13 protein-coding genes are annotated in these 10,987 nt (G+C 69.4%); 10 read left to right on the top strand and 3 right to left on the bottom strand.

Features of this window, described 5'->3' with window-relative positions; genetic code table 11:
• The 3 genes from VGV06_09950 to VGV06_09940 all read right to left on the bottom strand — a co-directional run.
• A partial coding sequence (locus VGV06_09950; protein ID HEV2055479.1) for a tartrate dehydrogenase occupies positions 1 to 1,053 on the bottom strand: 1,053 nt, incomplete at its 3' end.
• Positions 1,054 to 1,096: 43 nt separating this feature from the next.
• On the bottom strand, positions 1,097 to 1,822 hold the full coding sequence (gene mtgA, locus VGV06_09945; GenBank protein ID HEV2055478.1) for a monofunctional biosynthetic peptidoglycan transglycosylase: 726 nt from the start codon (positions 1,820 to 1,822) through the stop codon (positions 1,097 to 1,099).
• Between the two features lie 2 nt (positions 1,823 to 1,824).
• Positions 1,825 to 2,349 (bottom strand): gamma carbonic anhydrase family protein, encoded by a 525-nt coding sequence (locus VGV06_09940; GenBank protein HEV2055477.1) that lies wholly within the window; start codon positions 2,347 to 2,349, stop codon positions 1,825 to 1,827.
• Between the two features lie 104 nt (positions 2,350 to 2,453).
• Between VGV06_09940 and VGV06_09935 the strand changes: the two genes are divergently transcribed.
• The 10 genes from VGV06_09935 (at position 2,454) to VGV06_09890 (ending at position 10,820) form a co-directional block, all read left to right on the top strand.
• Positions 2,454 to 3,479: a type III polyketide synthase gene (locus VGV06_09935; protein ID HEV2055476.1), complete on the top strand. Its 1,026-nt coding sequence runs from the start codon at positions 2,454 to 2,456 to the stop codon at positions 3,477 to 3,479.
• A gap of 1 nt (position 3,480) precedes the next feature.
• Positions 3,481 to 4,206 carry a methyltransferase domain-containing protein gene (locus VGV06_09930; GenBank protein HEV2055475.1) on the top strand — a complete coding sequence of 242 codons (726 nt, stop codon included), beginning with the start codon at positions 3,481 to 3,483 and terminating at the stop codon, positions 4,204 to 4,206.
• Positions 4,203 to 5,411, top strand: coding sequence for an NAD(P)/FAD-dependent oxidoreductase (locus VGV06_09925; protein ID HEV2055474.1), 1,209 nt, complete (start codon positions 4,203 to 4,205; stop codon positions 5,409 to 5,411). The genes VGV06_09930 and VGV06_09925 overlap by 4 nt, the downstream gene beginning before the upstream one ends.
• A 101-nt stretch (positions 5,412 to 5,512) precedes the next feature.
• Positions 5,513 to 6,346, top strand: a complete 834-nt coding sequence (locus VGV06_09920) for an IclR family transcriptional regulator (GenBank protein ID HEV2055473.1) — start codon at positions 5,513 to 5,515, stop codon at positions 6,344 to 6,346.
• The gene (locus VGV06_09915) at positions 6,343 to 7,419 is read left to right on the top strand and encodes a hypothetical protein (protein ID HEV2055472.1); all 1,077 of its coding nucleotides are present in this window, start codon (positions 6,343 to 6,345) and stop codon (positions 7,417 to 7,419) included. Before VGV06_09920 ends, VGV06_09915 begins: the two co-directional genes overlap by 4 nt.
• Positions 7,420 to 7,429: 10 nt before the next feature.
• Entirely contained in the window at positions 7,430 to 7,696 is a 267-nt protein-coding gene (locus tag VGV06_09910) for a hypothetical protein (GenBank protein ID HEV2055471.1), read from the top strand.
• Positions 7,697 to 7,717: 21 nt separating this feature from the next.
• Entirely contained in the window at positions 7,718 to 7,942 is a 225-nt protein-coding gene (locus VGV06_09905; protein HEV2055470.1) for a hypothetical protein, read from the top strand.
• Positions 7,943 to 7,955: 13 nt separating this feature from the next.
• Entirely contained in the window at positions 7,956 to 8,981 is a 1,026-nt protein-coding gene (gene dctP, locus VGV06_09900) for a TRAP transporter substrate-binding protein DctP (GenBank protein ID HEV2055469.1), read from the top strand.
• Positions 8,971 to 9,504: a TRAP transporter small permease gene (locus VGV06_09895; GenBank protein ID HEV2055468.1), complete on the top strand. Its 534-nt coding sequence runs from the start codon at positions 8,971 to 8,973 to the stop codon at positions 9,502 to 9,504. The genes dctP and VGV06_09895 overlap by 11 nt, the downstream gene beginning before the upstream one ends.
• Positions 9,501 to 10,820, top strand: a complete 1,320-nt coding sequence (locus tag VGV06_09890) for a TRAP transporter large permease (protein ID HEV2055467.1) — start codon at positions 9,501 to 9,503, stop codon at positions 10,818 to 10,820. Before VGV06_09895 ends, VGV06_09890 begins: the two co-directional genes overlap by 4 nt.
• Positions 10,821 to 10,987 lie beyond the last annotated feature (167 nt).

Here is a 10,987-nt window from a genome sequence, read left to right as displayed (position 1 = left end):
CGCCTTGCCGAGGTCCGCCGTCTTCCCTTTGCCGCCGATGTCGGGGGTGCGCGGCGCGTCGGAGCCGGGCTCCAGCACGCTCTCGATCGCCCGCACGATGGCCGCTGCCGCGGCAACTTCTCCGAGGTGCTCCAGCATCATCGCGCCCGACCAGATCTGCCCGATCGGGTTGGCGATCGCTCGGCCGTAGATGTCCGGCGCCGAGCCGTGCACCGGCTCGAAGAGCGAGGGGAACGCGCGCTCCGGGTTGATGTTGGCCGACGGCGCGACACCGATGGTGCCGGCTGTCGCGGGGCCGAGGTCGGAGAGGATGTCGCCGAAGAGGTTGGAGGCGACGATCACGTCGAAGCGCTGGGGGTTGAGCACCATCTGGATGGTGAGGCCGTCGATGTGGTACTGGTCGGTCTTCACCTGCGGATAGTTCTTGCTCATCGCCGCGAAGCGCTCATCCCAGTACGGCATCGTGATCGCGATGCCGTTGGACTTGGTCGCCGACGTGACCTGCTTTCTCGGGCGCGTCATCGCCAGCTCGAACGCGAACTTCATGATCCGGTCGACGCCCGTCCGGGTGAAGCAGGATTGCTGCGTGACGAACTCGCGGTCGGTGCCCTCGAACATCCGGCCGCCCACCGAGGAGTACTCGCCCTCGGTGTTCTCGCGGACAACGAAGTAGTCGATGTCGCCGGGCTTGCGGCCCGCGAGCGGGCAGGGGATGCCGGGCATGAGCTTGACCGGCCGCAGGTTGACGTACTGATCGAAATCGCGCCGGAACTTGATGAGCGAGCTCCACAGCGACACGTGGTCGGGCACGAGGGCGGGCCAGCCCGCCGCGCCGAAGTAGATGGCGTCGTGGCCGCCGACGAGCTCCTTCCAGTTCTCGGGCATCCACTGGCCGATCTTCGCCAGCCGGTCGCAGTTCCAGTCGAAGTGATCGAGCGTGAGCGTGAAGCCGAACTTGCGCGCGGCGGCGTCGAGCGTGCGCACCCCCTCGGGCATCACCTCTTTGCCGATGCCGTCGCCGGGGATCACGGCGATGCGATATGTCTTCGTCATGCTGGGAGCATAGCCGCGCCGGCGCACCGCCGCAAGTAGAGCGTCAGATCTGCTTTCGGAGGAAGTCGGCCTTGTCCATCCGGGCGCGGATGGCGGCGGCGTAGCGCTGGTAGGCCTGGCTCCTGCTGCCCGGGTGCCACGAGGTCGGCCGGGGGAGCGAGGCCGCGAGCAGCGACGCGTCCTCCTCGCCGAGATCCGCCGGGGCCTTCCCGAAGTACGCCTGCGTCGCCGCGCCCACGCCGTAGATGCCGGGACCGAATTCGGCCACGTTTAAGTAGACCTCGAGGATGCGCCGCTTGGAGAGCGTGCGCTCGAGCTGCCAGGTCAGGATGGCCTCCTTCACTTTCCGTAGCGGATTGCGGCTCGGCGACAGCCAGAGGTTCTTGACGAGCTGCTGGGTGATGGTGGACGCGCCGCGCGGGACTTCGCTGTCGTGCAGGGCCTCTTCCACCGCGATCTTCATCTCGCCCCAGTCGAAGCCGCGGTGGGAAAAGAAATTGATGTCCTCCGCGACGAGGACGGCGCGCTTGATGGCGGGCGAGATGGAAGAGTAGGGAGTCCAGCGGATCGCGACCTGCGCGGGCCGCCCCGCCGCGCGTTGGATCTCCTTGTGGCGCTCGATGAAGGCCGTGGTCGCCGGCGGACCGGTCGCGAGCGCTTTCACGTCCGGCCAGGTCGCGGCCTCCCAGCCGACCCCGGCGGCGAGCGCGAACGCGCCCAACAGCAGGAGACGGCGCCAGAGACGTCGCGCGAGTGAGCGGCGTGCCACCGTCAGATGGGCTTGACGCCCGCGCGGTGCCGCTGGGCGAGGGCCTGGTAGCCTGCGGGGTTGATCGCCACCCAACGCTCGGCCGAAGTTCCCGCGAGCGGACCCTTGACCTTGCACGGCGCGCCCAGCGCCAGCATCCCGTCGGGAATCTCGGTCCCCGGCGTGAGGAGCGAGCCCGCGCCGATCATGGCGCGCACGCCGATCCTGGCGCCGTCGAGCACCGTCGAGCCGTTGCCCACGAGGCATTCCTCTCCCAGCGTCGCCGCGTGCACCAGGCAGAGGTGGCCGACCGTCGCGCCGGGGCCGATGTCGCTGCCGCCGGCCGGCGTGACGTGGATCACGGAGCAGTCCTGGACGTTGGCGCCGCGCCTGATGATGATCGGCGAGAAGTCCGCGCGCACGACGGCGTTGTACCAGACCGAGGCGTTCTCCTCCACGGTGACATCGCCGATCAGGCACGCGGTCGGGGCGATGAAGGCCGTGGGATGCACACGCGGCGACTTGCCTTCGAACGAGAAGAGGGGCATGGACGGCTCCTTTCGTGGGTGGTCGCTCGTTGATAGCACCCGTTCGCCCGTTGATAGCACCCACGCGATGGACATGGCAAGAGGCCGGGTGTAGCCTTCCGCCCATGGGCGCGCCAAAAATCGTCGCCGTCGCCACCGCCACGCCGCCCCACCGCTTCGATCAGGCGACGCTCTTGCGGATCGCGGGCTACGTCGATCCGCTCCGCGCGGGCTTCTTCACCAACAGCCAGATCGACGGCCGCCACCTCTACCTCGACCCCGAGACGTTCACGCCGGACGAGAGCGTGGACGAGGTGCAGGCGCGCTTCCGCCGCGGCGCGCTCGAGCTGGGCGCGGACGCTGTGCGGCGCGTCGTCGAGCGCGCCGGCTGGGACCTGGCCGACGTCGACTTCCTCGCGACGACCACGTGCACGGGGCGCCTCTGCCCGAGCCTGGACGCGCATCTCATCGCCAAGCTCGGTCTCAAGTCCACCATCCAGCGCGTCCACGTCGGCGATACGGGCTGCGCCAGCGCGATGGTCGCGCTCCAGCAGGCCGTCAACCACCTCCACGCCTTCCCGCGTCACCGCGCCGTGGTCGTCGCCGTCGAGATCTGCTCGGCGGCCTACTTCCTCGACGACAGGCTCGAGAGCGCGGTGGCGCACGCCATCTTCGCCGATGGCGCGGGGGCGCTCGCGGTGAGCGGCGAAGGCGAGGGTCCGGCCGTGGTCGGCCACCAGAGCCTGTTCCGCTCCGAGCACCTGCCGGCCATGGGCTTCGAGTTTCCCGGCGGCCGCCAGCGCGTCGTCCTGTCCAAGGAAGTGCGCCGGATCGGCGCCGCCATGATGAAGGAGATGGCCGACAGCCTCATGGTCTCGCAGGGGCTCAAGAAGGAAGACGTCCGCCACTTCGTGCTGCACTCGGCCGGCCGCCGTGTGATCGAGCAGGCTCGGCGGCTCCTGGACCTCGACGACTCGCAGGTTGCCCACTCGCGTCAGGTACTCAAGCGCTTCGGCAACATGTCCTCGGCGACCGTGCTCTTCGTGCTCGAGGAGACGCTCAACACCGGGCAGCCGGTGGCGGGCGACTGGGGGTTGATGATCGCGCTGGGCCCCGGCTTCGCCGCCGAGGGCGCCCTCCTGAGGTGGTGACGTGGCTTTCCTGAAACCGACGCCGCTCGAGCGCGACGCCGACGCGGTCGAATTGATGGACCGCCCCGCCTCGTTCGACGAGATCGCCGGCTCCCTCGAGGCCATCACTCAGCTCAACGGTTTCTTCGGCGGACGCTCGCTGACGCTGCGGCATGTGCGCGACCTGTTGGCCACGCTGCCCCCCGACAGGCCTGTGACGGTGCTCGACGTGGGCGCGGGCGCCGCTGACATCCCGGTGGCGCTGGTACGCTGGGCGCGGCGCTCGGGCCGCGGCATCCGCGTGCTCGCCCTCGACCGCGACGGCGCCACGCTCAAGTACGCCCGCGGCTACGCGGCCGCGTATCCCGAGATCACGCTCATCCAGGGCGACGCTCTCGCGCTCCCAGTTCGACCCGGGTCGGTGGACCTGGTCATCTCGGCGCTGACCCTCCACCATCTCCAGCCGGAGGAGGCGACACGCTACCTGGCAGAGATAGATGCCGCGGCGCGCCTCGGCTGGGTGGTCAACGATCTCGTGCGCGGGCGCGCGGCCCATCGTCTCGTCTGGCTTCTCACGCGCCTGTTCTCGCGGAGCGCGATGGCGCGACACGACGGGCCGATGTCCATCCTGCGCTCCTACACGCCTCCCGAGGTCACCGCGCTGTGCCAGAAGGCCGGGTTCTTCGACGTGAAGGTCGTCCACCACGCCGTGCTCCTCCGCCAGTGCGCGGTGAGAGCGAAGCGATGAAGGCGACGGCCGACGTGGTTGTGGTCGGCGCAGGACCTGCCGGCGCGGCCGCGGCCATCCTCCTCGCCGAGCGCGGCTGGCAGGTGGCGCTCCTCGACAAGGCCGCCTTCCCGCGCCCGAAGATCTGCGGCGAGTACCTCTCTCCCGAGGCCTCGCGCATCCTCGACAGGCTCGGTGTGCTCAAGGCAGTGGACCATGCGGGTGCGCAGCCGCTCCGCGGCATGAGGATCGTCGCCCCCGACGGCACCGCGCTCGACGGCGCCTATCCGACAGCTGGACCGTGGCGCGGCTATCGCGATCACGCGCTCGCGATCCCGCGCGAGGCGCTCGACCGGATCCTGGTGGAGCGCGCGAAGAGTTTGCCAGTAGAGGTGAGGGAGCGCCACCGCGTGACAGGACTCGTGCGCGACTCGGGACACGTCGGGGGAGTAAAGGCGCAGGACGAGGATGGCCGGGAGCTCGAGATCCGCGCCCGGCTCGTCGTGGGCGCCGACGGCCGCTCGTCCGTCGTGGCGGCGAGCCTCGGCCTCGTGCGGCCGCACCGGCTCCGCCGCATGGCGCTGATCCAGCACGTGGTCGGCCTCCAGGGCTTGGGCGATCGCGGCGAGATCTACATCGACCCGCCCGACTACGCGATCCTGAACCCCGTGGCGCCGGGACTGGTCAACCTGGGCCTCGTGGTGCCGCTTGCCCACGCCGCGCCGTGGAGCGGCAGGCTCGAGACCTTCTTCCGCGCGCGGCTCAAGCAGCTCCGCCACCTGGCCCCGCGGCTCGCGGGCATGGAGCCCGCCGGCCGCCTCATGGCGATGGGGCCGCTGGCGTATCGGGTGGGCGAGCCTCGCGTGGGCGGCGTGCTCCTGGCGGGTGACGCGGCGGGCTTTTACGATCCCTTCACCGGCGAGGGGCTCTTCACGGCGCTGCGCTCGGCGGAGCTCCTCGCCGAGACGGCGCACGCGGCGCTCACTCGCGGCGATCTGTCCGCTCGGGCTTTAGCAAAGTACGCGCGCGCGCGCCGCCGCGAGTTCGCCGCGAAGTCCCGCGTGACACGCGGGATCCAGCTCCTCATCGCTCGGCGCGGGCCGGCCAACCTAGCCGCGCGCGCCCTCGCGCGTCGGCCGGCCCTGCTCGGCGTCCTGATGGGAGTGATCGGCGATTTCGTGCCTCCCGGCGAGCTGTTCAAGCAGGCGCTCCGCCGTCCCGGGTGACCCGGTTGCCAGGTGACCCGGCTGCCAGGTGACCCGGCTGGTTGACACACCCCGGCCGGGCATGACACTCTGCTGTTCGTCCGTTCGACCTAGATTCGTATATGCGAACATCCACAGCGAAGGCACAGCCTGCTTCCGTTGTCCCGCCGCGGGTCCATAACCGCGACGCGGGACCCCGCGCCCTCGGCCGGGCTCTGGAAGTGCTCGAGGCGCTCGCCCGCCGCCGCGACGGCGCGACCCTCTCCGGGCTCTCCCGTCGGCTGGGCTCGCCGAAGAGCAGCCTCCTGTATCTCCTCCGCCCGATGACGCGTTTGGGCTACCTCGCGCGCAGCCCGGACGGGTACTACCGGCTCGGCCCCGCGGCCTTCACGCTGGCCATGGCGGCCTTGTCCAACCGCGAGCTGCCCGAGCTGGCGAGGCCCTTCCTCGTGGACTTGGCGGACAAGAGCGGCGAGACCGCGCTCATCGCGACCATGGCGGGAGACGCGCCCGTCGCCGTCTACATCGACAAGGTGGAGAGCCGCAATACCGTCCGGTACACGGCGGGCATCGGCGAACGCAGGCCGCTGTACTGCTCGGCAATCGGGAAGCTCTTGCTGGCCTACCTGCCGCCCGCGCGCCGCCAGGAGTACCTGAAGGCGACGCGGCTCAAGGCCTTCACGCCGCAGACGCCCGTGACCCGCGCGGCGCTCCGCCGGGCGCTCGACGAGATCCGGAGCACGGGACTGTCGGTCTCGGTGGACGAGATCGCCCAGGGCGCCGCGGGCATCGCCGCGCCCGTCTTCGACCGCCATGGTCAGGTCCTCGCGGGGCTCGTCCTGGGCGCCCCGAGCCAGCGCGTCCTGGCCGAGCAGCCGCGCCTGGCGGCCCTCGTCATCGAGAGCGCGCGCGATCTATCACGCGTCATGGGCTTCGGGGCCGAGCTGCCTGGATGAACCTCGTCTCCGAGTCGCTGTCGCTCGACGACTACGAGGAGGCCGTCGAGCTCTTCTTCGAGCGCGGCTGGACCGACGGGCTGCCGGTGGTCCTGCCGACGCGCAAGCGCGTCGAGGCCCTGATCGCCTACGTTGGACGCGATCCCCAGGCAAGCCTGGGGCCGGTCCCTCCCAAGGGCGGGGACGCCACGATCGAGAAGCTCGCCATCAATGCGGTCATGGGCGGCTGCCGCCCCGAGCACTTCCCGGTCGTGCTGGCGGCGATGGAAGCGATGATGGACCCGGCGCACAATCTCAACGGCGTCAGCCAGACGACGCACATGTGCGTCTCGCTCGTCATCGTCAACGGTCCCATCGCGCGCGAGCTGCGCTTCAACTCGAAGGACGGCGTCTTCGGCAACGGCTACCGCTCGAACGCCGCCGTGGGGCGCGCGGTGCGCCTGGCCCTCTGGAACCTCGGCGGCGCCGTCCCGTGGGACACTGACAAGTCGACGCTCTCGCATCCCGGCGAGTACGCTTTCTGTATCGCCGAAGAGGAGGAGGACAACCCCTGGCAGCCGCTCCACGTGGAGCGCGGCTGCCCGCCCGGCTCGGATGCGGTCACGGTCTTCGCCTGCGAGGGGCCGCACAGCGTCTTCTGCTACGGCACGCCCGAGGAGATGCTGCACGTCCTGGCCGACTCCATGTGCTCGCTCGGCAACAACAACATGCACGTCATGGGGCAGACGCTCGTGACGCTGAACCCGCTCAACGCCGAAGAGTTCGCCAAGCGCGGCTGGTCCAAGCAGGACGTGCGCCTCTATCTCTGGGAGCACGCGCGGCGGCCGCTGTCCGACGTGCGCGCCTGCGGCGTGGTCCACGAGCAGTTCAGGAAGATGGAGCGCGACGCGGGCCGCTATCCCCTGCGCTACGACCTCGACAACCCGACGACACGGCTGCCCGTCACGCCGACGCCCGAGGACATTCACATCGCGGTCGCCGGCGGCAGGAGCTACTTCGCCGCGGTGTTGCCGGGCTGGGGCGGCTTTGGCGGTTTCGCGGTCACGCGTCCCATTGTCCGGCCAAAGCGATAGGAGATCCCGCATGGAGATTCTAGTTCCGGTGTGGCCGGCCGCAGACACGGCGCGGCCGCCCAAGACACGGCCTCGGTCGCTCGCGGGCGCGCGTATCGCGCTCGTGGACGACAACCTCGACATCCCCTTCACCACGCACCTGGAAGCGCTCCTCGGCGAGCGTCACGGGGCCAAGGTGGAGCGCCTCGTCAAGCCCTCGGGCACCGCGCCATCTCCGAGCGACCTGGTCGACACGGCGGCGGGCGCGCACGCCGCCATCGTCGGCATCGGCCTCTGAGGCTCCTGCACGTCGGGCAGTGTGCTCGACGCCGCGGCGCTGGAGAAGCGGGGTATTCACACGGTCACCATAGTCTGGGACAACTTCGAGACGGCCGCGCGCACCCAGGCGCGGCTTCAGGGCGTGCCTGACCTCGAGCTGGTCGTGATCCCGCACCGCAAGGGCGGGGAGACGGCCGACGACCAAAGGCGCAAGGCCGAAGCGGCCCTTCCTGCTATCATCACCGGGCTCGTTCAACCCCTCTAAAGAGGAGACGTGGATGAAGACGCTCAACGTGACGGTTCTCGCGGTACTGGCCGTGGCCCTCGTGGCCGGCGGGGCCGCGATGGCTCCCGCGCCCGTCTTGGCCCAGGCCAAGCCCATAGTCTGGAACCTGCCGACCGTGGCGGCGCCGACCTACTACCACACCGTGAACTACAACGCCTTCGCCGCGAAGGTGAAGGAGAAGTCGCAGGGGCGGATGGAGATCCGCGTCCACCCCGCTTCGTCGCTCTACCCTGGCCCGGAGCTAATCCCGGCCGTGCTCGACGGGCGCTCGGAGATCGGCACCGTGTTGGCGTCGTACCTGACCGACGTGCTCCTTGAGATGGGCCCGCTCGAGCTGCCCTTCATGACCTCGAGCGTGGCCGAGCACAAGAAGGCGGCGATGCAGCTCCGGCCCTTCTATACGGAGATGCTGGCGAAGAAGGGCCTCAAGCTCCTCGTCATCAGCACGTGGCCGTCGCAGCAGATCTTCTCCACCGTGCCCATCCGCACCGTCGCCGACTGGCAGGGCAAGAAGATCCGCGTGTACGGCGCCGACTCTTCCAACATCACGCGCCTGCTCGGCGGATCGCCCGTCAACATGGCCTTCGGCGAGGTCTACTCGGCGCTCGAGAAGAAGACGGTCGACGGCGCCATGACCTCCGCCACCAACGCCGAGCCCATGAAGTTCTTCGAGGTGGCGAAGTACCTGGACTACTGGTACCTCGCCGGCGCCGCCCAGGAGTGGCTGGTGGCGAACCAGAAAGCGTGGGACGCCCTGCCCAAGGACCTGCAGCAGGTGGTGCTCGACTCCATCAAGGAGACGAACCTCGAGGAGAAGGAGTGGGCGGACGCCGCGGCCGCGGACGAGCGGGCGCGCAAGCGCCTGCCCGAGCTGGGCATGACGGTGGTCGATCCGCCCAAGGAAGAGCTCGAGAAGGCGCGCAAGGCCGCCAAGGCCGCCTGGGACACCTGGCTCCAGCGGACGGGCGCGGACGGCAAGCGCGCCATGGAACTGGCGCTCAAGGCGCTTGGCCGCTAAGCACCCCGGCGTGATCGCGAGGGCGTCGAAGGCCGCAGCGCTGCTGTCAGGGCTCGCTACGCTGGCCCTGGCCGTGCTGATCTCCTTCGACGTCCTCATGCGCTACTTCCTCAACCGTCCCCAGCTCATCGTGGACGAGTTGGCGCCCTTCCTTCTGATCCTCGTGATCTTCGGGGCGGTTGCCCAGACCTTCCGTGTAGGCGGTCACGTCCGCGTGGATCTCGTCACCTCGCACCTGCGCCCCGTCGTGCGCGCGTGGCTTCGCGCCGTCAACCTCACGATCGGCATCGTCTTCCTCGCGGTCGTGATCTGGGTCACCGCACAGTCGGCGCTCACGGCGTACCGCTACGGCCGCGTCTCGGCGGTCATGCTCTACCCGCTCTGGGTCTTCATGCTCCTGATCCCCGTCGGCCTCCTGCTGATGGCGCTGTGCATGGCGGGGACGCTCCGCCGACAGCTCATCGCCGCGCTCGGGCCCCGGGCCGGGCGAGATGAAGTGCCGCCCTCGCCGGAGGTCGGGTGAGCGAAGCCGGTTTCGGCACCCTCCTCATCGCGCTGATGTTCCTCCTCTTCGCGATGGGGCTCGAGATCTCCATCTCGATGGGCGTCGTGGGCGTGCTGGGGCTGCTCTACCTCAAGGGCTGGACGGTGGGGCTGGGGGTGGTCGGTTCCATCGCCTGGTCCAACGCGACGAGCTTTTCCTTCATCGCGCTGCCGCTCTTTGTTTTCATGAGCGGAATCCTGCTGCACTCCGGCATCGGCAAGGGGCTCTTCACTGCCGTCGCGCGCTGGGTCGGTTTCCTGCCCGGCGGGCTCGCGGTGGCAAGCATCTTCTCCTGCGCGATCTTCGCCGCCGTGTCGGGCTCCAGCGTCGCCACGGCCGCCACCATCGGCATGATCGCCATCCCGGAGATGGAGCGCCGCGGCTACGCGCGCCCGCTCATCATCGGCTCGCTCGCCGCGGGCGGCACGCTCGGCATCCTGATCCCGCCGTCCATCCCGATGATCATCTACGGCGTCATGACGGAGACCTCGGTCGGCCACCTCTACATGGCGGGCATCATCCCCGGCATCGTGCTGGCGCTCATGTTCGCCGTCTACGTGATCGGCTACGCGATGATCTGGCCAGACTCGGCGCCCCGCGCGGCCGAGGACCGCGGCTCCTTCCGGAGCAAGCTGCGGTCCTTCCGCGAGGTGGCGCCGGTCGCCATCCTGATCTTCGTGGTGCTGGGCTCGATGTACCTCGGCATCGTGACGCCCACCGAGGCGGCGGCCCTCGGCTCGGTCGTGAGCCTCGTGCTGGCGCGCTGGTACGGGAATCTCAATTGGCGGACGCTCAACCAGGCCTTCCAGGAGACGGTGCGCACGACCTCCATGGTCATGCTGATCATTATCTTTGCAGCGATTTTTAGCCACGTGATCGCGCTGATCGGCGCACCCAAGGCGCTCCTGGCCAGCGTGATGACGCTGGGGCTGCCCAAGTGGGCGCTCTTCACCGTGATCTTCAGCTTTCTTCTCGTGATCGCGTACGCCCTCGAGGAGCTGTCGGTCATGATCATCCTCCTGCCGATCCTCTTCCCGCTCATCACGGGCTTGGGCTTCGACCCGGTCTGGTTCGGCGTCATCATGGTGGTCTGGCTCGAGATCGGCTTCATCACGCCGCCCGTCGGGCTCAACCTCTTCGTGATCCAGGGGCTCATGCCCGGCACCGGCGCCCGCGAGGTCACCATCGGCACCACGCCGTACGTCATCATGATGATCTTGCTCGTGGTCATCCTCTTCGTCTTCCCGGACCTCGCGCTGTGGCTACCTGGGCAGATGATGCCCGGGAGACGATAGCGGCGGGGTAGACTGCCCGACGGGGAGGAGCCTTCGATGGTCCTCGGCAGGTGGTGGAGGCAGCGCCGCGCGCGCCTGCTCCAGCTGTGGGCGGTGGGGCTCGTGGCCGCCTGCGCCGTCACGGGCGCCTCGGCCATGGGCTACCTCGAGTCGCTGCAGGCCCGCGC

The sequence above is a fragment of the Candidatus Methylomirabilota bacterium genome, assembly GCA_035936835.1.
Classification (GTDB): Bacteria; Methylomirabilota; Methylomirabilia; order Rokubacteriales; family CSP1-6; genus AR37.
The sequence above is the reverse complement of the archived record's forward strand: the minus strand, read 5'-3'. Positions and strand labels throughout refer to the sequence as shown.

Bases quoted from the DNA above. Each gene is read 5' to 3' on its own strand.
- VGV06_09940 (HEV2055477.1), bottom strand. From the start codon at position 2,349: ATGCCCCTCTTCTCGTTCGAAGGCAAGTCGCCGCGTGTGCATCCCACG.
- VGV06_09935 (HEV2055476.1), top strand. From the start codon at position 2,454: ATGGGCGCGCCAAAAATCGTCGCCGTCGCCACCGCCACGCCGCCCCAC.
- VGV06_09925 (HEV2055474.1), top strand. From the start codon at position 4,203: ATGAAGGCGACGGCCGACGTGGTTGTGGTCGGCGCAGGACCTGCCGGC.
- VGV06_09920 (HEV2055473.1), top strand. From the start codon at position 5,513: ATGCGAACATCCACAGCGAAGGCACAGCCTGCTTCCGTTGTCCCGCCG.
- VGV06_09915 (HEV2055472.1), top strand. From the start codon at position 6,343: ATGAACCTCGTCTCCGAGTCGCTGTCGCTCGACGACTACGAGGAGGCC.
- VGV06_09910 (HEV2055471.1), top strand. From the start codon at position 7,430: ATGGAGATTCTAGTTCCGGTGTGGCCGGCCGCAGACACGGCGCGGCCG.
- dctP (HEV2055469.1), top strand. From the start codon at position 7,956: ATGAAGACGCTCAACGTGACGGTTCTCGCGGTACTGGCCGTGGCCCTC.